The sequence below is a fragment of the Halobacterium sp. NMX12-1 genome, from assembly GCF_040435975.1.
Lineage (GTDB): Archaea > Halobacteriota > Halobacteria > Halobacteriales > Halobacteriaceae > Halobacterium > Halobacterium hubeiense.
Map to the genome: position 1 here is coordinate 97,905 of NZ_CP159204.1, position 21,514 is coordinate 119,418.

General features: G+C 70.7%; 26 protein-coding genes. 10 read left to right on the forward strand and 16 right to left on the reverse strand.

Going from position 1 to position 21,514, the window contains the following annotated elements:
- The first annotated feature begins 49 nt into the window (after nucleotides 1-49).
- The gene (locus tag ABSL23_RS01780) at nucleotides 50-556 is read left to right on the forward strand and encodes a hypothetical protein (protein WP_353634528.1); all 507 of its coding nucleotides are present in this window, start codon (nucleotides 50-52) and stop codon (nucleotides 554-556) included.
- Complete coding sequence (locus ABSL23_RS01785; protein ID WP_353634529.1) at nucleotides 544-717, forward strand: hypothetical protein; 174 nt, start codon at nucleotides 544-546, stop codon at nucleotides 715-717. Before ABSL23_RS01780 ends, ABSL23_RS01785 begins: the two co-directional genes overlap by 13 nt.
- Before the next feature lie 61 nt (nucleotides 718-778).
- On the opposite strand, the gene ABSL23_RS01790 is transcribed toward ABSL23_RS01785, so the two are convergent.
- From ABSL23_RS01790 to ABSL23_RS01815, 6 genes are read right to left on the reverse strand one after another with little or no spacing between them, the layout of a single operon-like run.
- Complete coding sequence (locus ABSL23_RS01790) at nucleotides 779-1,711, reverse strand: hypothetical protein (RefSeq protein WP_353634530.1); 933 nt, start codon at nucleotides 1,709-1,711, stop codon at nucleotides 779-781.
- A 36-nt stretch (nucleotides 1,712-1,747) separates the two neighbouring features.
- Nucleotides 1,748-2,638: a carbohydrate kinase family protein gene (locus ABSL23_RS01795; RefSeq protein WP_353634531.1), complete on the reverse strand. Its 891-nt coding sequence runs from the start codon at nucleotides 2,636-2,638 to the stop codon at nucleotides 1,748-1,750.
- Nucleotides 2,639-2,662: 24 nt separating this feature from the next.
- Complete coding sequence (locus ABSL23_RS01800) at nucleotides 2,663-3,481, reverse strand: DUF63 family protein (RefSeq protein WP_353634532.1); 819 nt, start codon at nucleotides 3,479-3,481, stop codon at nucleotides 2,663-2,665.
- A gap of 34 nt (nucleotides 3,482-3,515) precedes the next feature.
- Entirely contained in the window at nucleotides 3,516-4,460 is a 945-nt protein-coding gene (locus ABSL23_RS01805; RefSeq protein ID WP_353634533.1) for a ribose 1,5-bisphosphate isomerase, read from the reverse strand.
- 45 nt (nucleotides 4,461-4,505) lie between these two features.
- Complete coding sequence (locus ABSL23_RS01810; protein WP_353634534.1) at nucleotides 4,506-6,872, reverse strand: methyl-accepting chemotaxis protein; 2,367 nt, start codon at nucleotides 6,870-6,872, stop codon at nucleotides 4,506-4,508.
- Nucleotides 6,869-8,101 carry an ABC transporter substrate-binding protein gene (locus tag ABSL23_RS01815; RefSeq protein WP_353634535.1) on the reverse strand — a complete coding sequence of 411 codons (1,233 nt, stop codon included), beginning with the start codon at nucleotides 8,099-8,101 and terminating at the stop codon, nucleotides 6,869-6,871. The genes ABSL23_RS01810 and ABSL23_RS01815 overlap by 4 nt, the downstream gene beginning before the upstream one ends.
- Nucleotides 8,102-8,222: 121 nt before the next feature.
- On the opposite strand from ABSL23_RS01815, the gene deoC reads away from it, so the two are divergent.
- Together deoC and ABSL23_RS01825 are read left to right on the forward strand one after the other, a co-directional pair.
- Nucleotides 8,223-8,861 (forward strand): deoxyribose-phosphate aldolase, encoded by a 639-nt coding sequence (deoC, locus tag ABSL23_RS01820; RefSeq protein WP_353634536.1) that lies wholly within the window; start codon nucleotides 8,223-8,225, stop codon nucleotides 8,859-8,861.
- A 73-nt stretch (nucleotides 8,862-8,934) separates the two neighbouring features.
- Nucleotides 8,935-10,188, forward strand: a complete 1,254-nt coding sequence (locus tag ABSL23_RS01825) for a tRNA (N(6)-L-threonylcarbamoyladenosine(37)-C(2))-methylthiotransferase (RefSeq protein ID WP_353634537.1) — start codon at nucleotides 8,935-8,937, stop codon at nucleotides 10,186-10,188.
- 3 nt (nucleotides 10,189-10,191) lie between these two features.
- Here the strand turns inward: ABSL23_RS01825 and ABSL23_RS01830 are convergent, their stop codons facing one another.
- From ABSL23_RS01830 to ABSL23_RS01845, 4 genes are all read right to left on the reverse strand, one after another.
- Nucleotides 10,192-10,692, reverse strand: coding sequence for a hypothetical protein (locus ABSL23_RS01830; RefSeq protein ID WP_353634538.1), 501 nt, complete (start codon nucleotides 10,690-10,692; stop codon nucleotides 10,192-10,194).
- A gap of 62 nt (nucleotides 10,693-10,754) precedes the next feature.
- Nucleotides 10,755-10,901, reverse strand: a complete 147-nt coding sequence (locus tag ABSL23_RS01835) for a hypothetical protein (protein WP_353634539.1) — start codon at nucleotides 10,899-10,901, stop codon at nucleotides 10,755-10,757.
- 62 nt (nucleotides 10,902-10,963) lie between these two features.
- The gene (locus ABSL23_RS01840; RefSeq protein ID WP_059057575.1) at nucleotides 10,964-11,857 is read right to left on the reverse strand and encodes a cation diffusion facilitator family transporter; all 894 of its coding nucleotides are present in this window, start codon (nucleotides 11,855-11,857) and stop codon (nucleotides 10,964-10,966) included.
- A gap of 40 nt (nucleotides 11,858-11,897) precedes the next feature.
- The gene (locus ABSL23_RS01845) at nucleotides 11,898-12,440 is read right to left on the reverse strand and encodes an HIT domain-containing protein (RefSeq protein ID WP_059057576.1); all 543 of its coding nucleotides are present in this window, start codon (nucleotides 12,438-12,440) and stop codon (nucleotides 11,898-11,900) included.
- 120 nt (nucleotides 12,441-12,560) lie between these two features.
- Here ABSL23_RS01845 and ABSL23_RS01850 point away from each other — a divergent pair, with 120 nt between their 5' ends.
- Nucleotides 12,561-12,761, forward strand: a complete 201-nt coding sequence (locus ABSL23_RS01850) for a hypothetical protein (protein WP_059057577.1) — start codon at nucleotides 12,561-12,563, stop codon at nucleotides 12,759-12,761.
- A 98-nt stretch (nucleotides 12,762-12,859) separates the two neighbouring features.
- Here ABSL23_RS01850 and map read toward each other — a convergent pair whose 3' ends face one another.
- Together map and ABSL23_RS01860 are read right to left on the reverse strand one after the other, a co-directional pair.
- The gene (map, locus tag ABSL23_RS01855) at nucleotides 12,860-13,750 is read right to left on the reverse strand and encodes a type II methionyl aminopeptidase (RefSeq protein WP_353634540.1); all 891 of its coding nucleotides are present in this window, start codon (nucleotides 13,748-13,750) and stop codon (nucleotides 12,860-12,862) included.
- A 241-nt stretch (nucleotides 13,751-13,991) separates the two neighbouring features.
- The gene (locus ABSL23_RS01860) at nucleotides 13,992-14,879 is read right to left on the reverse strand and encodes an isoaspartyl peptidase/L-asparaginase (protein WP_353634541.1); all 888 of its coding nucleotides are present in this window, start codon (nucleotides 14,877-14,879) and stop codon (nucleotides 13,992-13,994) included.
- A gap of 141 nt (nucleotides 14,880-15,020) precedes the next feature.
- On the opposite strand from ABSL23_RS01860, the gene icd reads away from it, so the two are divergent.
- The gene (gene icd / locus ABSL23_RS01865; RefSeq protein WP_353634542.1) at nucleotides 15,021-16,280 is read left to right on the forward strand and encodes an isocitrate dehydrogenase (NADP(+)); all 1,260 of its coding nucleotides are present in this window, start codon (nucleotides 15,021-15,023) and stop codon (nucleotides 16,278-16,280) included.
- A 145-nt stretch (nucleotides 16,281-16,425) separates the two neighbouring features.
- Nucleotides 16,426-16,716, forward strand: a complete 291-nt coding sequence (locus ABSL23_RS01870) for a translation initiation factor (RefSeq protein WP_353634543.1) — start codon at nucleotides 16,426-16,428, stop codon at nucleotides 16,714-16,716.
- A 1-nt stretch (nucleotide 16,717) separates the two neighbouring features.
- Here the strand turns inward: ABSL23_RS01870 and ABSL23_RS01875 are convergent, their stop codons facing one another.
- The gene (locus ABSL23_RS01875) at nucleotides 16,718-17,056 is read right to left on the reverse strand and encodes a cupin domain-containing protein (RefSeq protein ID WP_353634544.1); all 339 of its coding nucleotides are present in this window, start codon (nucleotides 17,054-17,056) and stop codon (nucleotides 16,718-16,720) included.
- A gap of 50 nt (nucleotides 17,057-17,106) precedes the next feature.
- Nucleotides 17,107-17,436 carry a hypothetical protein gene (locus tag ABSL23_RS01880; RefSeq protein WP_353634545.1) on the reverse strand — a complete coding sequence of 110 codons (330 nt, stop codon included), beginning with the start codon at nucleotides 17,434-17,436 and terminating at the stop codon, nucleotides 17,107-17,109.
- Between the two features lie 96 nt (nucleotides 17,437-17,532).
- On the opposite strand from ABSL23_RS01880, the gene ABSL23_RS01885 reads away from it, so the two are divergent.
- Together ABSL23_RS01885 and ABSL23_RS01890 are read left to right on the forward strand one after the other, a co-directional pair.
- Complete coding sequence (locus tag ABSL23_RS01885) at nucleotides 17,533-18,057, forward strand: DUF5817 domain-containing protein (RefSeq protein WP_353634546.1); 525 nt, start codon at nucleotides 17,533-17,535, stop codon at nucleotides 18,055-18,057.
- Between the two features lie 46 nt (nucleotides 18,058-18,103).
- The gene (locus ABSL23_RS01890; RefSeq protein WP_353634547.1) at nucleotides 18,104-18,445 is read left to right on the forward strand and encodes a hypothetical protein; all 342 of its coding nucleotides are present in this window, start codon (nucleotides 18,104-18,106) and stop codon (nucleotides 18,443-18,445) included.
- Here ABSL23_RS01890 and ABSL23_RS01895 read toward each other — a convergent pair.
- Both ABSL23_RS01895 and hmgA read right to left on the reverse strand, forming a co-directional pair.
- A complete protein-coding gene (locus ABSL23_RS01895; protein WP_256943839.1) occupies nucleotides 18,442-18,576 on the reverse strand; it encodes a hypothetical protein in 135 nt (44 codons plus the stop codon). The genes ABSL23_RS01890 and ABSL23_RS01895 overlap by 4 nt on opposite strands.
- 68 nt (nucleotides 18,577-18,644) lie before the next feature.
- Entirely contained in the window at nucleotides 18,645-19,856 is a 1,212-nt protein-coding gene (gene hmgA / locus ABSL23_RS01900; RefSeq protein ID WP_353634548.1) for a hydroxymethylglutaryl-CoA reductase (NADPH), read from the reverse strand.
- 107 nt (nucleotides 19,857-19,963) lie between these two features.
- On the opposite strand from hmgA, the gene ABSL23_RS01905 reads away from it, so the two are divergent.
- The gene (locus ABSL23_RS01905) at nucleotides 19,964-21,481 is read left to right on the forward strand and encodes an amidohydrolase (RefSeq protein ID WP_353634549.1); all 1,518 of its coding nucleotides are present in this window, start codon (nucleotides 19,964-19,966) and stop codon (nucleotides 21,479-21,481) included.
- Nucleotides 21,482-21,514: the final 33 nt, after the last annotated feature.

Below are 21,514 nucleotides of genomic sequence, written 5' to 3' on the forward strand. Positions count from 1 at the left end.
GGTCGCCGGTCGAACTTTTTGTACCGAGACGAGGGAACCGGAGACCACGATGGCGGAGAAGCCGGACTCCACGGCGACGCTCCGGTCGGCCTGCGAGGAGTCCCGAGCCGTGTTGGACCACGAAATCGACATCCTGGAGGACATCGACGACAAGGCTATCTGGACGGTACGCACCGCAGTCATCATCGTCGGGCTCGTCGTCTCGGCCGCGAGCATCGCCGGCAACCGGGGAGTGTCGCCGCCGTTGTCGGTGCAGGTCACGGCAGGCGCCGGCGTGGCGGTGTTGCTCGCGACGATGGTCTCGGGTGTGCTGACGTACTCCATTTCGGCGCCCGAACCCGGAATCAGCGCCCAGTACCGGACCGCCGTACTGAACGAGACCATCTCCGAACGGGCGTGGCGACGCGAACTGCTCGAAGGCTACAACCGGTGGATTGCACAGATGCAACTCGTCAACGAGAAGAACGGCTACTACCTCTTCGTCACGCAGGCCTCGCTGTTGGTGGGCGTGCTGCTGCTGGCTGTCGCCGGAGGTTTAACAGTATGGACGGCGTAGACGAGGCTGTAACGATGACCGAGCCTCGGGAGGCCGACGACGAGTTCGGGGACGTCGAGCTGGAGCCACATCGTTCGTACAAGGCACCGGCGGCGGTCCGCCGGCTCGCAGCGAAACTCGGGTTCCGGTCGCCGAACGACCCCGCGACCGAACGCGAATAATCGGTCCACACGACGGTCGTTTTTTCGTGCTCTCAGGCGTCCCAGCAGACGCACCGACGGTTCATCGAGCGACTAGCCCACGCGGCCGCTCGGATTCCAGCGCGGGGGGCCACTCCGTCTCGATTTCGGTCCACGACGCGCCCCAGTCGTCGGTCTCGAACAGCCCGCGGTTCGTCGCCGCGACGGCTTCTCCGGGCCCGGTCGCGGCGAGGGCGGACGCGAGCAGGCCGTTCGGTCCCGGGAGGCCGTCACAGCGCTCCCAGTCGGCGTCCACGCCCGCTTTGCGGAAGACCGCACTGCTGGCGGTGCCGGCGTCGTGAGCGCTGCGCGGGCCGTTGGCGGCGGAGACGAGCACGCGCTCTGGGTCGGCGGGGTCGCAGGCGACGCTCCAGCAGTACGTGCGGTCCAGCCCTCCCTCCTCGGTGTGCCACGAGTCGCCGCCGTCCTCGGTGACGTAGAAGCCGTCGCCGGCCGCGGCGTACGCGAGGTCCGGCCTGTCGCCGTGGGTCGCCATCGAGTGCGTGTCGTACGGCCCCGACGGCACGCGGTCCCGCCACGTCTCGCCGCGGTCGGGCGACCGGACGAGCGCGCCGGCTTCGACGGCGACGTAGAGGGCGTCGGCCGTGGGTTCGAGCCAGCGGACGTGGTGGGTGGAGGGACGGGGCGGGAACGCCCAGTCGTCACTGGATGGGAGGTCGGTGAGGCCGCCGCACCCCGCGAACGTCTCGCCGTCGGGCGCGTGGAAGACCGCGCTCGGCTCGGTCCCCGCCCAGACGCCCGACTCGTGGACGGCGAGTGCGGTCACGTCGCCGACGTCGGCGACGCGCGTCCACTCTGTCGGGTCGGCGTCGGACTGGCGGTAGACGCCGTCGCCGGTCCCGCAGTAGACGCCGAAGGGGCCGGCGTCGAGACACTGCACGGCGCCGGAGCGAACCGTCTGGAGGGCGCCGTCGAACGAGAGCACGCGGTCGGGGAACGCCGCGAGGAGTGGCATGACGCCACCTACGGAAGCCACCCACCTAAACGTGGGTCAGAACTGCCGGTCGAGGAACGCCTCGACTTCCGGGTACGTCGGCGCGGTGCGGGCGCCCTCGGCTCGCGCCGCGAGCGCGCCGCAGGCGTTGGCGAACTCCAGCGCGCGCTCGTAGTCGTCGGGGTGGTCGAGGAGGACGGCGATGAAGCCGGCGGCGAAGGCGTCGCCGGCGCCCGTGGTGTCCACGGGATCGACGTCGAAGCCGGGGTGTTCGAAGGAGGCGTCGGGCGTGTGGACGGTCGCGCCCGCGGCGCCGTGTTTCACGACGACGACGCGGTCGCCGACCTCGGACTCGGCGTACGTGGCGTCCTCCTCCAGTACTTCGAGGGCTTCGCGGTCGTTGACGAACAGGACGTCGCAGCGCTCGATGGTCGCCGCGTAGTCGCGCTCGTCGAGGCGGCGGCCGGGGTCGAACGAGACCGTGGCGCCGGATTCGGCGGCGAGTTCGGCGAGACGGGTGGCGGTCTCGGGGCGCTGGCTGGTGAGGTGGACGTGGTCGGCGGCCCGAACGTAGTCGGCATCGACGTCCGCGGGCGCGACGGCCTCGTTGGCGCCGTCGTTGCCCAAGACCATCACCTCGCCGTCGCCGTCCACGACGAGGTACTTCACGCTCGTCTCGGCGTCCTCGACGACGCGGAGGCCGTCGAGATCGACGCCGACGCGGTCGAGTTCGCGGCGCGCGAGCAGGCCGTTCTCGTCGTCCCCGACGCTCCCGACGAGCCCGGTGTCGACGTCGAAGCCCGCGAGCGCGACCGCGGCGTTGGCGGCGCTCCCGCCCCCGGAGCGGCGCTGGGAGACGATGCGGGCTTCGCCGTCGGGCTCGGGGAGGGCGTCGACGCGGAGCGTGACGTCCCAGTTGACGTGGCCGGCGGCGACGACACGAACCATACGTGGGTCGTCAGTGGGGCCGCGCTAAAACCCTGCGGGATTCGCGGCGACGAACAGCAAGACGTTGTGCGCGCCGGGGCCGAGCCCGACCGCGGTGACCACGGCGAGCAGGAGGTTGCCCTCGGCGGGGTCCTCGCGGACGTACTCGGCGAGCAGGAGGACGACGGCGGCGCCGAGGACGGTCTTCACGAGGACGAACAGCCAGCCGACGCCGAGCACCGAGGCGGTCGGCAGGTCGGCGGCGAAGTGCATGATGGCGGCCGACAGCGGTGTCTGCTCGCCGAACCCGAGCACGTCCACGCCGACGGCGGTGGAGGTGCCGTCGAGGACGTGCGCGAACACCGCGAGCGCGCCGGCGCCGCCGACCGCGGCGGCGTCTGTAGGCCGCAGTCGCTCGACGACCCACCACGCGACGCGCCCGAGAACCGCGGCGGCGGCGACGGCGGCCAGCGGCCACGCCAGCGTCAGCGTGTCGTTCGCGAGACCGTAGTTGACTGCCGCGGCCGCGGGGAAGACGGTGAGCGCGCCGCCGACGCTCGCGAGCGCGAGCAGCGGGCGGGCGGTGCGGCGCGCGGCGAGCCACGTCACGCCCGCGGCGGCGAACGTCGTCGCGTAGACGGTCGGCGAGCCGAAGAAGGGCGCGACGGCGTCTGGGAAGACGCCGAGCTGGAAGCAGACGTACAGCGTCGAGCCGAACGCCATCCACGGCGCGAACGCCAGCACCGTGCGGTCGGTGACGGGGGGCGACTCGCGGACGAGCAGCCACCCGACCGCCAGCACCGCGGCGGCGACGGCGACCAGGTACGGGAGCGGCGGCGGCGCGAACCCCGAGGGCAAGACCATACCGGGAGGGTGGACGCGCCGACGGAAAACCTTGTTATTCCTCCGCCCACGGCTCGCTGGTGCCCTCGCCGTACTGCTCGCGCATCAGCGTGACGACGCTCTCGGGCGGGAACTGGCCGCGCTCGGTGACGATGGCGTCCACGTACCGCGGGGGCGTCACGTCGAACGCGGGGTTCTCGACGTCCACGTCGCCGACGTCTGCGCGCTCCTCGTCGGAGAGCACTTCGGTCTCGTCGCGCATCTCGATTTCGACGGTGTGGCCCGTCAGGGTGTCCGGGTGGAGCTTCAGCGTCTGCGCGGCGACCATCACGGGGACGCCGCGCTCGCGGGCGGAGACCGCGAGCATGCTGGTGCCGATTTTGTTGACGACGGAGCCGTCGGCGGCGATGGAGTCCGCGCCCACGAGCACGTGGTCGACGTCGTCGAGGTAGCGCCGCGCGGCGTTGTCCACGACCATCGTCACCGGGACGTCCCACTCGCGGAGCTGCTTGGCGGTGATGTGGCCCTGCTTTCGGGGACGGGTCTCCTTGACGACGGCCTCGATTTCCTTGCCGTCGTCGAGGGCGGCCTCGACGCACGCCAGCGCGTCCGTCGAGTGGCAGTGCGTCATGATGGTGTCGCCGTCCCGCAGGCGGTTCGCACCGATGGCGCCGAGGTCGTCCTGCGCGCGGTCCAGCTGGTCGCGGAACCGCTCGGCGGCCTCGACAGTGGACGCGCGGAGGGCCGCCACGGTGTCCCCCTCGACCTCGTTGAGCACGTAGCGGAGCGCGTTCGGCAGGCTGACCGCCGTGGGGCGGGTGTTCCGCAGGCGGTGCGCGGCCGCCCGCAGTTCCTCGCGGAACTGTGCGGGCGCGTCGGCGTCGCTGTCGCGGGCCTGCGCCTCCAGCGCCTCCGCGGCGGCGCGCGCGATGGTCGCGGCACCCCGGACTTCCATCTCCGCGATGTCCTCGGCGGTCGTCTCGACCTCCGGTGCGAGCATGGCCGGGACGAGGCGCCGCGGCCACCTAAGCGTTGGCGAAGCCGGCTACTCGCCGCGAACCTCGAACTGGCCGAGGAGGTCGTTGAGCTCCTCGACGCGGTCCTCGAGGTCGCCGGCGCGGTCCGCGACCTGCGTGACCGAGGCGGTCTGCTCCTCGGCCGCGGCGGAGACGTCCTGTGCTTCCTCGGCGGTCTGGTCGCTGAGGTCCTTGACCTCGTCGGTCATCGTGACGACCTCCTCCGTGGAGGCGGCCTGCTCGTCGGTCGCCTCGTTGATGGACTGCACGCTCGTGTTCGCGGTCTCGACGCGCTCGACGATGTCGTCGAGCGACGACAGCGCGTCGTCGATGGTCTCGCTGCCCGTGTTCACGCGCTCGCCGAGCTCGTGCATGTCCTCGACGGTGTCGTCGACCTCGCCGCGGACGGACTCCACGAGGTCCGCGATTTCCGCGGCGGAGTCTTTGGTCTCCTCCGCGAGGCTCTTGACCTCGTCGGCGACCACCGCGAACCCGTCGCCGTCGGTATCGGCGTGGCTGGCCTCGATGTTCGCGTTCAGCGCGAGCATGTTCGTCTGGTCGGCGATGTCCGTGATGACGTCGGTCACCTCGCCGATGGAGGAGACCGCGTCTTCGAGGGCTTCGACGCGCTCGATTGCGTCGTCGGCGGTCGCCTCGATGCGGTCCAGTTCCGCCATCGCGGCTTCGGCCTGCTCGGCGCCGCGCTCGCCCTCCGCGGCCGCCTCGTCGACGGTCGCGGCGACGTCGTCGGCGCTGGCGGCGATTTCCTCGACGGTCGCGGACAGCGACGTCACCTCGTCGCCGACCTCGTCGAGATTCTCGCGTTGGGTTTCCGCGCTCGCGGAGATGCCCTGCACGCTGTCGCTGACCTGCTCGCTGGCGTTCCGAATCTCGCCCGCGCTCGTCGCGACGTCCCGGCTGGAGTCGTCGACGGCGTCCGCGATGTCCCGCACGCGCTGGATGGTGCCCTCGAGGTCGTCCATCATCTCGTTGAACGCGTCCGCGATGGCCTGCATCTCCTCGCTGTCGGCGTCCGGGTCGAGGCGCCGCGTGAGGTCGCCGTCCGCCGCGGCCGCCATCTCCTCGCTGAACGCGTCGGCGGTCGCCTCCAGCTCCTCGTTGAGGCGCTCGGCCTCCTCGCGGGTCTGCTCGGCGTCCGCGCGCGCGGTCTCGATGTCCGTGATGAGCGTCTCCAGGCGCTCGTGCATCTCCGAGAGGGAGTCGCCGAACGACCCCGGGAGGTCCTCGTCGAGGACGTCGTCGTCGAACTCCTGTGCGGCGAGCGCGTCCGCCTGGTCGGCGGCCGTCCGCAAGTACGACCGCATCGAGCGGAACGACCCGACGAGCTGGCCGACCTCGTCGACGCGGCGGGTCTCGGGGAGGTCGGCGTCGAGGCGGCCGGCCGCGATGGCGTTCGCGCGGTCGGCGACCGCTTCGAGCGCGTTCGACGTGCGGCGCCCGACGGTCAGCCCGACGGCGGCGACGCCGACAAGCGCGATGACGACCAGCGCCGCGACGCTCGTGGTGACCTGCGACTGGAGCGCGTACGCGTCGCCGCGCGGCACGTGGTACGCGAGCACCCAGTTCGTGCCGACGACGGGCGTGTACGCGGTGGCGTAGTTGCCGTCGTCCATGCCGGTGCGCTCGCTCACGACGGCGAACGTCGTGTCGCCCTCGCGCGCGGTCTCGACGCCGCTCGGGAGCGCGCCGTCGCTGGTCGTGTACGGCTCCAGCAGCGCGCGGTTGCGGTTGTCGAAGACGACGTTCCCGTCACCGCCGACGACTTTCACGTCACCGGTCGCCTCGGGGGAGTTGAACGACTGCGAGCGGTCGGCCAGCGACGCGGTCAGCACGACCGCGCGCCCGGACTCCCCGACGGGCGTCGAGAACGCGACAACGGGCTCGCTGCCCGCCTCGTAGGGCTCGGAGAGCGCCACGTCGCCGACGCCCTCGCGGAGCGTGGACAGCCACGGCGCGTCGTCGGGCGAGACCGTCGAGCCGGCGAGGTCGTCGTCCGTGCTGGCGAGGACGTCGCCGGCCGCCGAGTCGACGTAGTGGATGGAGTAGACGTCCGTCGGGAGCGTCGCGAACGTGCGTTCGAGGCGCGCGCTGGCGTTCGCGTCGTCGCCCTCGAAGTCGTTGGCGATGAACCGCGTGGTCGCCTGCTTCTGACTCACCCAGTCGTTGAGCGCGGCGGCCTGCTGGTCGGCGATGCCGGAGACGTCGGCCTCCGTGTCGGCGCCGACGGTCTCCTGGGTCTGGAGGTGGACGACGCCGCCGGCGGCCGCGAGCACGAGGACGACCGCCAGCAGGAGGGCGTTGAACTTCAGCGCGTAGCTGCGGCGCAGCCGGTCAGGGAGGAAGCGTTCGAGGCGCCCGTCGATGCGGTCGCTCACTCGCCGTCACCCCCGAAGTACGACCGCTGGAGCAACTCCAGCGTCTGGACGCTCCCGGACTGGACGCGCTCGACGAGGTACGACGACAGCGGTTCGAGGTTCGGCTGGAGGTCGACGCCGCCGGAGGCGCCGCGGTAGTTCACCTCGCGGCCGGCGTCGAACAGCGTGCTCGCGCGGTCGAACTGGCCGACGCTCACGGAGTGGCCGGTGCCGCCGGCGACCGCGCGAAGCGACTTCGCGATGGCCGTCGAGGAGACGTCGTCGGCGCGCTCGCCGGCCAGCGCCGTCAGCATCGCGGCGTCGTAGGCGTTGGTCGTGTACGCCATCAGCGGCTGGAGGTCAGAGAGCTCGCGCTGGAGCCGCTGGGTGCCGACGGTGCGCGCGGACGCCACCGACGGCGTGTAGACGCCGGCGTAGTCGTCGTCGGTCGCGTCCACGGACATGCCGGCGCTGACGACGACGTCGCCGTCGTAGTCCGCGCTCACGAGTTCGTCCAGCACGGCGGCCGACGGGCCGGGCGTCCCGACGAAGACGACCGCGTCGGGGTCGCCGCTGAGTGCGGCGCTGACACGGGTCTCGGGGCTCGGGTCAGAGGGCGCGAACGGGACCGTCGCGCGGACGGTGGTGTCGGTCGCGCTCTCGAGGCCCTCGACGAGCGCACCGCCGAACGCGTCGTCGACGTAGAGGACGGTGGCGTCGTCGGCGTCGGCGTACCGGGCGTCGTCGAGAATCTTCGCCATCGCGGCGGCCTGCTGGCGGTCGTTCGGGCACGTCCGGCCGAAGAACTTGGCGTCGTCGGTGCGGCCGGCGGACGCCAGCGAGGGGCTGGTGCTGGACGGACTGAGCATCAGCACGCCGTCCTCGGCGGGGCGGTCGGCCAGCGACGTGGTGACGCTGCTGAGGACCGCGCCGACGATGGCGACCGCGCCGTCGTCGACCAGCGACTGGTAGGCGTCCGCGGCGGTTTCGGGGTCCGCGGCGGTGTCTGCGGGCTGGTGGACGACGGTGCGGCCGTGGATGCCGCCCGCCGCGTTGACGTCTGCGACGGCGGCGTCGATTGCGCGCTCGTGGTGGGACGCGAACGTCGCGAGCGTTCCTTCGCCGGAGAGCGGGAGCAACGAGCCGACGGTCACGGGCTCGTCGCTGCCGCCGAGGCCGAGACAGCCCGCGCCGCCGGTCAGCGCGGTGGCCGTCGCGGCGAGCCACCTGCGCCTACTGACTTGGTGCATACCACCGACAGCCGAATTCCCTTACTTAAGGTTTGAGGGCGCGTTATCAGAAGCGACAACTCAGCGCCCGTCAGTCGAACTCATCGCCAATATTTTAACGAAAGATGCTTTTTATTACCACATGAACCGCGAGGACCTCGCCGCGCGCATCGACCACACCGTGCTCGGCCCCGAGACGACCCCAGCCGACGTCGAGCGCGTCGTCGAGGAAGCCGACGAGTACGGGATGAACGTCTGCATCCCGCCGTGTTACGTCGCCGACGTGCGCAGCTACGCCCCCGACGACCTCACGGTCGCGACCGTCGTCGGGTTCCCGCACGGCCAGAACACGCCAGCGGCGAAGGCCAGCGAGGCCGAACTCGCCCACGAGGACGGCGCGGACGAACTCGACGTCGTGACGAACGTCGGCCGCCTGAAGGCCGGCGAACTGGACGCCGTGCGCGAGGACCTCGAAGCGGTCGTGGACGCCACGCCGCTCCCGGTGAAGGTCATCATCGAGACGCCGCTGCTCGACGACGCGGAGAAACGCGACGCGTGTCAGGCCGCGAAGGACGCGGGCGCGGACATGGTGAAGACCGCGACCGGGTTCTCCGACGGCGGCGCGACCGTGCCGGACGTGGAGCTGATGAGCGAGTACCTCCCCGTGAAGGCCAGCGGCGGCGTCGGCGACTACGAGGACGCGCAGGCGATGTTCGACGCGGGCGCCGAGCGCATCGGCGCCTCGTCGGGCGTGAACGTCGTGGAGACGTTCGACGAGTAGGCGGGGCTCGCCGGGAGCGTCGCCGGCTATCGTCGTACTTTTGCCCGCGGGCGGCCAACGATTGGGTCAACGCATGGCCCAGTACCACATCGAGACGTACGGGTGTACCTCGAACCGCGGCGAGAGCCGCGAAATCGAGCGGCGCCTCCGCGACGCCGGCCACCACAAGGTCGAGGGGGCCGACGAGGCGGACGTCGCCATCCTCAACACCTGTACGGTCGTGGAGAAGACGGAGCGCAACATGCTCCGGCGGGCCGAGGAACTCGAAGACGAGACGGCCGACCTCATCGTCACGGGCTGCATGGCGCTCGCGCAGGGCGAGGAGTTCGCGCAAGCGGACGTGGACGCCCAAGTTCTGCACTGGGACGACGTGCCCGAGGCCGTGACGAACGGCGAGTGCCCGACGACGACGCCGGACGCCGAGCCGATTCTGGACGGCGTCATCGGCATCCTCCCCATCGCCCGCGGCTGCATGAGCAACTGCTCGTACTGCATCACGAAGCAGGCGACCGGGCGCGTGGACTCCCCGCCCGTCGAGGAGAACGTCGAGAAGGCGCGGGCGCTCGTCCACGCCGGCGCGAAGGAGATTCGCATCACCGGCCAGGACACCGGCGTCTACGGCTGGGACGACGGCGAGCGCAAGCTCCCCGAGCTACTGGAGCGCATCGCCACCGAAATCGAGGGCGAGTTCCGCGTCCGCGTCGGGATGGCGAACCCGGGCGGCGTCCACGGCATCCGCGAGGAGCTCGCCGAGGTGTTCGCCGAGCACGACGAGATTTACAACTTCCTGCACGCGCCCGTGCAGTCCGGCAGCGACGACGTGCTCGAGGACATGCGCCGCCAGCACGAGGTCGAACAGTACGTCGACATCGTGGAGACGTTCGACGACTACCTCGACGAGTGGACGCTCTCGACGGACTTCATCGTCGGCTTCCCCACCGAGACCGACCACGACCACGAGCAGTCGATGGCGCTCCTGCGGGAGACGCGCCCGGAGAAAATCAACGTCACGCGGTTCTCCAAGCGCCCCGGCACGGACGCCGCGGAGATGAAGGGCCTGGGTGGGCAGACGAAGAAGGACCGCTCGAAGGCGATGACCGACCTGAAGATGGACGTGGTCGGCGACGCCCACGAGGCGATGGTCGGCACCGAGCGGAACGTCCTCGTCACCGAGCAAGGGACCGGCGACTCCGTGAAGTGCTACGACGACAGCTACCGGCAGATTATCGTCCAGAACGCCAGCGAGCACGGGCTCGAACCCGGGGACTTCGCGACCGTCGAGGTCACCGGCCACCAGACCGTCTACGCGTTCGGCGAGCCCGTCTGATTCTCAGGCCTCGACCTGTCCCGCGGCCCGGCGCGCGCCGTACTCGATGCCGACGGTGAGCGCGGTCGCCGCCAGCAGCACGGGAGCGGCGAGCGCCGCCCACAGCCACAGGACGTCCGTCTCGCCGCCGATTCGGAGGAAGTAGTACCACGTCGCGGTGACGGCGGCGAACGCGGCGACCGGGCCGGCGACGAGTCGCCACCGCGCGAACGCGTACGCGGCGAGGCCGACCTGCGCGGCGAGGACGACGAACGCGAGCGCGAGCCAGCCGGCGAGCACGTGCAGACTGCCGTAGTCGGGGAACGGGTACGCCGCCGAGTACCGGGCGACCCACCACAGGGCGAGCGACGCGATAGCCACCGGAACACCGACGAGCGCGGCGGCCCGCCGGGGCGGCTGGTCGGCGGCGCGGAAAGTGGCGAGTGCGGCGACGAGACCCGCGCTGGCCGCGACGGCGAGCGTCAGGGCGGTGCTGCCGAGTACCGGCCACGGCTGTCCGGGCATACGCGAGGGGTCGCGCCGGCGTCACTTGACGGTGCGGGAACGCTCGCAGCCGCCGCGAGCACTCACCGCTTCGTCTGGACGTTCGTGCTCCCGCAGCCGGGGCACTTCGTCATCGACCCGAGCGTCGGGTGCGTGCCGGACTCCCAGTCGCCGTTCAGCGGGGCGGTGCGACCGCACTCGAGACACTGGAGCTGTCGGGCCTCGCTCATGAGCGGCGCTTCGGCGCGCGCCCTGAAAGAAGTTCCTGCCGTTCCGGCGGCGAGCGCGCGGGCTACGCGGGCCCGTCGTCCTTCCACTCGCCGAGCTCTTTCGGGTCCACGTGGACGAACACGTCGTCGACCTCGGGAATCTCGCGCACGGACTGGATGATTTCGGTCTCGATGTCGTGGGCCTCGTACAGCGTCATCTCGCCCTCCACCTCGACGTGGAGGCTGACGTCGACCTCCGGGCCGACGTAGTGGGCGACGACGTCGTGGGCGCCCTCCACCTTGGGGTGGGTGAGCGCGCGGTCGAGAATCTCCCGCCGGAGGTCTTCGGGGGGTGCGGCCCCCACGAGGTAGTTGACGTTGTCGCGGACGATTTCGTAGCCCGTGTAGAGGATGCCGAGCGCGACCACGAGCGCCGCCAGCGGGTCCAAAATCGGGTAGCCGGCGGCCGAACCGAGCACGCCCGCCAGCGCCGCGCCCGCGGTGAGGATGTCGTTGCGGTTGTCGAGCGCGGTCGCGCGAATCGCCGGCGAGTGGTGGCGCTCCGCGACGTCCAGACAGTAGTAGTAGAGCGCGTACTTCCCGAGCGCGGTCCCGGCGAGCACGACGACGCCCGCGATGCCGGCGCTGCGGCCGTACGACCCCGCCATCAGGGACGTGGACGCCGACCAGATGACGCCCGCGCCGGCCGCGAGCACGCCGACCGCGACGAACAGCGAAACGAACGGTTCGATGCGCTCGTGGCCGTGCGGGTGCTCGAAGTCCGGCGGCTGCGTCGTGAGGTAGAGGCCGCCGAGCACGACCAGCGAGTACGCCACGTCTGCGAGGCTGTTGACGGCCTCGGAGCCGACGGCGATGCTGCCCGTCGTCCACCAGACGACGCCCTTCGCGGCGACGAGCGCGAGGTTCGCCGCGAAGACGACGCCGCCGACGCGTCGGACCGCGGAACGCCGCTCCATCACCCCGACGTATCCGACCCGGGAGGTTCGGTGTTTCGATTCAGTCGAAATCGAGGAACGGGGCGCCCGAGTCGGTGGGTTCGGCGGCCTCGTGGGCGGCGAACGCCTCGTGGAGACGGTCGTAGGACTCGTCGAGCGCCTCCACGATGACTTTCGTGTCGCCGATGACGGGCATGAAGTTCGTGTCGCCGCTCCAGCGCGGCACGACGTGCGTGTGGAGGTGGTCGTCGATGCTGCCGCCCGCGGCGTCCCCGCCGAGGTTGAGGCCGGCGTTGAACCCCGCCGGCCCGAACGCGTCCTCGATGGCGTCGAACGTCGCCTGCTTGAGGCGGGCGTGACTGAGCAGCGTCTCGTCGTCGAGGTCGGTGTAGTCGCCGGTGTGCGCGTGCGGAATGACCATACAGTGCCCGGGGCTGTAGGGGTAGTTGTTCAGCATCACGAACGCGTGCTCGGCGCGCGCGACCACGAGGTGTTCGCGGTCGTCGCCGCGCTCGGGGTACTCGCAGAACACGCAGTCGACGTCCTCGTTCTTGTCCTCGCGTTCGACCCACTCGATGCGCCACGGCGCGAACACCTGGTCCATACCGGGGCGTCGGCGGCCCGCGTCAGGTGCTTTTCGGTGGCGAGTATGTCAACTGTTCACATTCACCGCTTTGGGGGGTTACTTACGTCCGGCGTCCGTTATTGGAAACGAGTGGTACCGATGGCCAGCAAGACCCCACAGGCGGACGCCATGACCGAACCGTGCGAGACCTGCGGTCGCGAGACCCCGCACACGGTCACCGTCGAACTCCGGACGGAGAGTGCCGACGACCAGAACGCGGCGTTCTCCCGGGAGCCGTATCGCGTCACGACCTGCCGGGAGTGCGGCGACGTGCGCGCCAAGCGCATGAACAACGCGTGACACCCTCATTTTCGCCCTGCGATCGAAGCAAACGCGGGAGGCGGACTCGAACGCCGCAGTCGCCGGTCCGTCCTCCGGTCGCTGGCTAACCGCGACAGTCAGTTCGTCGTGACTTCGCAGCCGTCCTCGGTGACGACGAGCGTGTGCTCGTCCTGACTGACGAGCGCGCCCTCGCGCTCCTTCAGCACCGGGTACGACCGCACCACGTCCGCCATCTCCAAGCGCCGCAGGCTCATCTCCGCGCGCGGCGCGTCCAGCCACCGCGCCGCGAACGGCAGGCCGTCGAACTGTTCGAGGTCGTCCAGCAGCTGGCGCGCGCGGCGGTCCCGGACGCTGCCCTCGCCGACGACCTCGTAAATCTCGGTGGCCGAGCCCTCCGAGACCTTCCCCGTGCCGTCGGTCGCGAACGGCTCGATGGCGAGCACGTCCCCGACCTCCAGTTCGGTGCCCGACTCCAGTTCGCGGTTCGGGACGTTCGGCCCCGTGTGCGCGTCGAAGACGTCCACGCCGTGGCCGGTCAGATTCACCACGGGGTTGTAGCCGTACGCCTCGATGACGTCCTGAATCTCGGCGCCGATTTCGCCCGTGTGGACGCCCGGCTCCACGGCGTCCACGGCGGCGTCGAGGGCCTCCTCGGCGGCCTCCACGAGTTCGGGGTTCCCGGAGAGGTCGACGGTCGTCGCGGCGTCCGCGATGTGGCCGTCCACGTGCACGCCGACGTCCAGACACACCATCTCCTCGCCGAACTCCGTGCCGTCGTCCGCGCCCGGCGCCGCGTGGCTCGCCTCCTCGTCCACGCTGATGTTCACGGGGAACGCCGGCTCCCCGCCGAGCTCGCGGATGCGCTCCTCGGCGAACTCCGCGACCTCCAGTTGCGTGACGCCGACCTCCACGCGGTCGGCCGCCTCCTCCATCACTTCGGTCAGAATCTCGCCGGCCTCGACGTACTTCTCGTAGGCCTCGGAACCGACTTCCACGCTGTCTGCCATACCACGGAGTTGGCCCGAACGCGGGAAAGAGGTTGCGGGACTAGGCGCGCGACGCCCGAAACGAACGCTCGTGACCGAACGCGAGAGTCGCTCCCCGCTCGTCGTAACGCGGGTCTCCGCTCACTTCCGCGCGGCTCGCGGGTCGCTTCGCTCCCCGCTCGCAATAACGAGGAGCCTCACTTCGCTCAGACCTTCGCCGCTCACGGCTCACTCTGTTCGCCGTTCGCGATACCGAGGGCTCTCACTCCGTTCGAGCCCTCGCTGTCTGCATCTGCTCGGAGTTGAACGCCTCCCCGACTGTCCCGTCGCTCCCGAGCACGATGACGCCCGCCGACGACCCGGTGAGCTCGCCGAACTCCTCAATTGCGCGGTCGGCGGCGGCCTGCGCGTCCAGCCCGGATTCGAGGTGCCGGACCGCGCGCCGCGTCAGCGTCGCCTTCGCGATGTCCTCACCGGCGCCCGTCGCGGAGGCCGCGCCCGCAGGCGCGGCGTAGAACCCCGAGCCAATCTGAGGAACGTCGCCGACGCGGCCCGCGAGCGCGAGCCAGCGGCCGCCGGTCGAGGTCGCCGCTGCCAGTTTCTCGCCGTCGAACGCGACCGCGCCGACCGTGTCGTGGTCCTTCTGGTCGCGGCCCTCGGGGTCCGTGGAACCGAACTTGTCCTGAATCCACTCCAGGTGGTCGAGCGGGCTCCCCTCGGGGTGGTCGTCGAGGTCGTCCCAGCGCTCTCGGGTGTCCTCGCTCCAGAGGTCGCACGCCACGTCCACGCCCACGTCGTCGGCGAAATCGACCGCGTGGACGCCGTTCAACAGGACGTGGGGGGTCTCCTCCATCACGGCGCGCGCGACCGAGATAGCGGCCTCGACGCCGGGCATCGACGCCGCCGCGCCCGCGTCGCGGTCAGATGTCATCACGCCCGCGTCGGTGCGAATCACGCCGTCGGACTGGACCGCGCCGCCCGTCCCGGCGTTGAATCGGGTGTCGGCTTCGAGCACGCGAATCGCGGCTTCGACCGCGTCCACGGGGTCGTTCTCGCTCGCGCCCGCGTCGGCGGCCTCGTCGAGCGTCGCCTGTCGCGGCACCGGCTCCTCGACGGTCGTGCCCGCGCCGCCGTGTACGATGACTTGCATACGGCGACCTGCCGGGGCCGGACGCTTAGTGTGTGCGGATTCCCGTCACGTCGCGGGCGGAGCGTCGCGCTACGTGGCGTGTTGACGTGCCTGCGCGAAACAGCAGTCCTTTTAGGCGCATCGGGTGACCTTCATACGACTATGAGCTACGAGAACGTCGACATCCCCGAGAGCGGGGAGAAGATTACCTACGACGAGGAAACCGACGAAATCGAGGTCCCCGACAACCCCATCATCCCCATCATCTTCGGGGACGGCATCGGGAAGGACGTCGCGCCCGCCGCGCAGAAAGTACTGGACGCCGCCGCTGAGGCGACAGGACGCAACATCGAGTGGGCGCGCGTGCTCGCCGGCGGCAGCGCCCGCGACGAGTACGACGAGAACCTCCCCGAGGACACCGTCGAGGCCATCCGCGAGCACCGCGTCGCCATCAAGGGCCCGCTGACGACGCCCGTCGGCGCCGGCTTCCGCAGCCTCAACGTCGCGCTCCGCAAGAAGCTCGACCTCTACGCGAACGTCCGACCGACCTACTACCTCGACGGCGTCCCGTCCCCCGTGAAGAACCCCGAGGAGATGGACATGGTGAACTTCCGGGAGAACACCGAGGACGTCTACGCCGGCATCGAGTGGGAGGCCGGCACCGACGACGTCGAGGAGGTACGCGACTTCGTCGAGGACGACATGGGCTTCGACGAGACCATCCACCAGGGCGACGTCGGCATCGGCATCAAGCCCATCTCGGAGTTCGGCACGAAGCGCCTCGTTCGCCGCGCCATCGAGTACGCCATCGAGAACGACCGTGACTCGGTGACGCTCGTCCACAAGGGCAACATCATGAAGTTCACCGAGGGCGCGTTCCGCGACTGGGGCTACGAGGTCGCCGAGGAGGACTTCCCCGAGCAGACCATCGACGAGGACACCCTCTGGGAGGAGTACGACGGCGAAGCCCCCGAGGACAAGGTCGTCGTCAAGGACCGCATCGCGGACAACATGCTCCAGCAGCTGCTGACGCGCACGGACAACTACGACGTCCTCGCGATGCCGAACCTCAACGGCGACTACCTCAGCGACGCCGCGGGCGCCCAGATCGGCGGCCTCGGCATCGCGCCCGGCGCGAACTTCGGCGACGGCCGCGTGCTCGCCGAGCCCGTCCACGGCTCCGCGCCCAAGCACGCCGGCAAGGACAAGGCGAACCCGACCGCGATGATTCTCTCCGGCAAGCTCATGCTGGAGTACATCGGCTGGGACGACGCCGCCGACCTCGTCCACGAGGCCGTCGAGGCCCAGATTAGCGAGCACCGCGTCACCTACGACCTCGAACGGCAGGTCGAGGGCGGCGTCAAGCTCTCCACCTCCGAGTACGCCGAGGAAGTCGTCGAGCGTATCGAGAATCTCGCATAGCTCGATTCTCGAACCCTCGGCTCGCGCCGAGGACATCGAAGACCTCGCGTAACGCACCACCGATGTCCCGTTTTTCTTTCGCGCGCTACCGGCCAGCGCCGCGGCGGCCACGACGCATATGCGTCCCGACGGCGTACGCGCTAGCGTGTCAGAGGACGACGACTTCGGCGGCATCGACGTACCGGGAATGGAGGACATCGCGCGGGCCGAACAGGAGCTGTCCGTGCGCGTCGAGCGCCGAACCTACGACAAGCCGGTCACGGTCGTCGAGGGGTTCGAACCGGACGTCACTGACGTCGGGGACGTGGCGACGACGCTGAAGAAGCGCCTCGGCGCCGGCGGCACGGCCAAGGAGACCAGCGTCGAAGTGCAGGGCGACCACGAGGACCGCGTGAAAGACATCCTCGAAGAAGAGGGGTTCGCGGTCCAGCGGTAGCTCAGTCCTGCCAGTCGGGGTTCTCCCGGGGCGGCGAGAAGATGTCGACGCCGCGAGCGACTTCGTCGCCCTCGTTGAGCGCGGCGTGGGGCTCGCCGCCGGGAATCGTGTAGCCGTCGCCGGCGCCGACCGTGAACTCCTCGCCGTCCACGAGGAACGTGAGTTCCCCCTCGTAGACGAAGCCGGCCTGCTCGTGGTGGTGGTCGTGCTCGGGGACGTCCGCGCCGGGCTCGATTTCGAAGTGCTGGACGCTCATGTTCTCGCCGACGGCCAGTTCCGCGAGGTAGACGCCGTCGACTGCTTCCACGGGGTCGTGGTACGCGAGGGAGCCTGTCTCCATGCGCGAGCCGACGGCGCGCGCCCGCAAAAAGCTCCGCGTGGCGGCGACGCTTAGAGCGGGGTCGCGGGCACGCCGACGCGCCGGTGGCGCTGGTAGACGTAGGCCGCGGCGACGAACGGCGCGACGGCGGGGCCGACCATCACGTAGTACAGCACGGACGGCGTCCACGAGCGCTCTGCGGCGAGGTACTGCCGGTCGAAGTGGACGAACGCCGGCGAGCACAGCGCGAGCGCGAAGCCGGCGGCGATGACCGCGAGCAACGGGAGCATCGAGAACACGTCGGGCGGGAGGACGAGACTGAACGCGAGCGCGACGGGGAACGTGGCGGCGAGGGCGGCAATCGGCTGCCACCAGCGGTCGCCGCGGTGAGAGGCGGTCACGTCGGGGACGACGACGCGGACCGCAATCAAGGTTGCCCGCGTTCGCGGCCCGCGCGGACGGGACGTTTATCAGCGACGCCGCCCGACTCGGAGGTGATGACGTACGCCGTCGTCGGCTGCTCGGACTGCGGCGCGCTGTGGGTCGTGGAGGGCCGCCCCGACACCTCGGGGTGTCCGCGCTGCGAGAAGCGCCACCAGTTCTCGAAGCTCCGGACGTTCGTGGAGACCGACGACGAGGACCACGCCCGCGAGGTGCGGGCGTCGATGCTCGCGAACCGCGCGGGCCACGGCGAGGCGTTCGCGGAGCTGGAGGACTTCACGACGCTCGGCGACTTCGCCGAGGACGCGGGGATGAGCGACGAGGAGTTCCTCGACTCCGCGGGCGTGGACACCGAGGAGGTGTTGGCCGTCGAGGAGCGCGTCGAGCAGTCCGGGCGGAGTCTCGGGAAGCGGGAGGCCGTGCGGACGGCGCTCCGAGAGCTCGACGAACCCACGGAGTCAGAGGTGAAGGCGTTCGCCGCGGAGCACGGCGTCGGCGGCGACTACGTCGAGCGCGCGCTGCAGAAGCTCCGGCGCGCCGGCGACGTCACCGAGACCGACGGCGGCTTGCGGTTGTTGTAGCCGGCGACCCACACGTTCTTGCCGGTGGCTGTGCACCGTTCCGACGATGGACGGACGGACGGCGCGCGTCTGGCAGGTCGTCGTGGGGGTAGCGCTCGTGAGCGGCGCCGCAGTCGTCGTGCTGGCGAGCACAGACCCGTCGTGGCCGGTGCCGGGCGCGTCCACGCTCGCGGTGCTGGCTGGCGTGGGGGCGGCCGGGTTCGCGCTCGCGGCCGTCGTGCGCGTGCTCGCCGGCGACCACCAGCACGGCGTCGGCCACCTGCTCGCGGTGTGCGGCTGGCTGCTCTTGCTCGTGGGCGAGACCGTCGAGAGCGAGGCGACGACCATCGCTGGGGTCGCGGTCGTGCTGGCGGCGGGCGCGTACCTCGTCTGGCTGGCGGTAGATTAGAGCGGGCCGCCGGAGAGCGCGCGCAGCAGCGTCAGCGCGAGCACGAGCACGGTGAGCAGGAGCTTCAGCACGCGGAGTACGCTCACCACTCGCGACCGGCCATCCGGCTCGTCGTCGGTGTGGGCGTTCATATTCTACTCGACGACCACCGGGAAAATAACTCCGCGTCTGCCGCGGACTGAAACTGAAAGTGGCGCCGTCAGCGCCCGAGCTCCTCGTGCGCCGAGGAGAGGTGGCGGGACGCCAGCGCCGCGAGCAGGCTGAGTTCGCCGGCGAGCGCGCCCGCCGCGATGATTTCCGCGAGCGCGTTCGCGTTCGAACCGGCGGGGTCGCCGCCGCCGCGCACACCCAGCACGTCCAAGGCTTCGCGCTGGGTCGGGAGCTTCGTGCCGCCGCCGACGGTGCCGACTTCGAGGCTCGCGAGGTTCACCGAGGCGTACAGCTCGTCGCCCCTGTCCTCAACGGTCGTGATGGCGTTCGACCCCTCGACCACCTGCGCGGCGTCCTGCCCGGTCGCGAGGAAGACGGCGGCGACGGTGTTCGCGGCGTGCGCGTTGAACCCGAGACTCCCGGCCTTCGCGGAGCCAATCAGGTTCTTCCGGGTGTTCGCCTCCTCGATGGCCTCGGGGGTGGTGTCGAAGCGCTCCTCGACGACCTCGCGAGGGATGGTGACGTCTGCGGTGACGGTGCGGCCGCGGCCCTCCACCGCGTTGATGGCGGCGGGCTTCTTGTCCGAGCAGAGGTTCCCGGAGAGCGCGACCAGTTCCGCGGGCGTCTCCGCCTCCACCACGCCCGCCGCCGCTTCGGTGGCGATGGTGGCCATGTTCATCCCCATCGCGTCCTTCGTGTCGTAGGCGAACCGGAGGTAGACGCTGTCCCCGACGACGTACGGCGTGACCTCGGTGAGTTCGCCGTGGCTCGTGGTGTCCTCGGCGGCCTCGCGGAGCGCGTCGAAGTTCTCCTCCACCCACTCCGCGACCTCCGCGCCCTCCGTGACGTCCTCGACGCGGAAGACGGGTGCGCGCGTCATCCCGACTTTCGTCACGCGGGCGTTCGCGCCGCCCGCCGCGGTAATCGCCGAGCAGCCGCGGTTGACCGAGGCGACGAGTGCGCCCTCCGTGGTCGCCAGCGGGAGGTAGAACTCGCCGTCCGCGCTGCCGCCCGAGACGGACAGCGGGCCGGCGACGCCCAGCGGGAGCTGGGTGCCGCCCGCGAGGTTCTCGACGTTCGGGTCCACCTCGTCGGCGTCGAACGCGAACGCCCCCGACGCGTCGAGGGTGGCGTCCGTCTCGCGTTCGAGGAGTTCGCGGCGCGCCGCGGCCGCGGTGTCGGCGTCCGCGTGGTCTTCGAGCTCGTAGAGCCGGAGGTCGCCGGCCTGCACGCGGTCGGCGAGGTCGCTGGCGTCGGTCATACCGGTGGGTACTCGCGCGGCGCCCTGAAGGTTGCCCTTTCGGCCGGTGTGCGGCGCCGCCGGCCGCTTCCCGAACGTCTAAGCGGCCGGCCGCCCGCCTTCGAGACATGACTGCGGCAGCCGACCTCGTGTTGCGAAACGGCGAGGTCCACACGCTCGGCGACAGCGACGAGACTTACGACGCGCTGGCGGTCCGGGACGGTCGCGTCGTCCGGCTCGCCAACGACTACGACGTCGAGTTCCTCGTCGGCACGGGCACCGAGGTTCTCGACCTCGACGGCGGCGTCGTCCTCCCCGGGTTCGTGGACGCGCACACGCACATGGAGACGGTCGGCCAGCACGGCGTCCACGCGGACCTGCGCGGCGCGAGCGGCCCCGAGGAAGTCACGGAACGGCTGCAGGAGCGAGCGGCGGAGACGGACGACGAGTGGGTGCTGGGCTACGGCTACGACGAGTCCGCGTGGGACGCCGACGACCTCCACCAGTCCGACCTCGACGCCGTCAGCGACGAGCGCCCGGTGGCGGCCATCCGCGAGGACATGCACACCGCGACCGTGAACGCCGCCGCGCTCGACGCGTACGGCGACGAGATGCCCGACGGCGACGTGCTCGACGACGGCCGCATCGTGGAGGACGCCGTCGAAGTCGTGTACGCGGCGACTGAGCCCGACCCCGAGGAGACCGAGGACCTACTACGCGCGGCCCAGCGGGAGGCCAACGAGCGGGGCGTCACCGCCGTCCACGACATGGTGCGGCAGTCGCACTCGCCGCGGGCGTTCCGCGAGTTGGACCTCGCAGGCGAACTGACAGTGCGCGTGCGCTTGAACTACTGGAGCGACCACCTCGACGCACTCCTCGAAACCGGCCTCCGCACGAACCACGGCTCCGAGATGGTCGAAGTCGGCGGCGTGAAGACGTACACCGACGGGAGCCTCGGCGGCCACACCGCGAAGCTCTCCGAGCCGTACGCGGACGCCCCCGACGAGACCGGGCAGTGGGTCGTCGAGCCTGACGAACTCCGGGAGTTCGTAGCGCGCGCGGACGACGCCGGCCTGCAAGTGACCGCGCACGCCATCGGCGACGAGGCCATCGACGCGGTGCTGGACGCCTACGAGGACTGCGCGGACGCCGGCGCGAGCCGCCACCGCATCGAACACTCGGAGCTAGCCAGCGACGACGCCATCGAGCGGATGAGTGAGTTGGGCGTGGTGGCGTCGATGCAGCCGAACTTCCTGAAGTGGGCGGGTTGCGAAGGACTCTACGAGGACCGCCTCGGCACGGAGCGCCGCGAGGCGAGCAATCGCTTCCCCGCCTACCGCGACGCGGACGTGCCGCTGGCGTTCGGCAGCGACTGCATGCCCCTCGACCCCCTCTTGGGCGTTCACTACGCCGTGAACCCGCCCGCGGAGTCGCAGGCGCTCTCGGTCACGGACGCCCTGCGCGCGTACACCGCCGGCGGCGCGTACGCCGGCTTCCGCGAGGACGAACAGGGAACAATCGAGGAGGGCGCGCTCGCGGACTTCGTGGTGCTGGACGAGTCGCCGTGGGAGCAGCCCGAGGCGATTCGGGACATCGACGTGACGGCGACCGTCGTGGACGGCAAGGTCGTCTACCGCGCGGACTGACACAACGACTACGGGGCTGGGCGGGCTACGGCC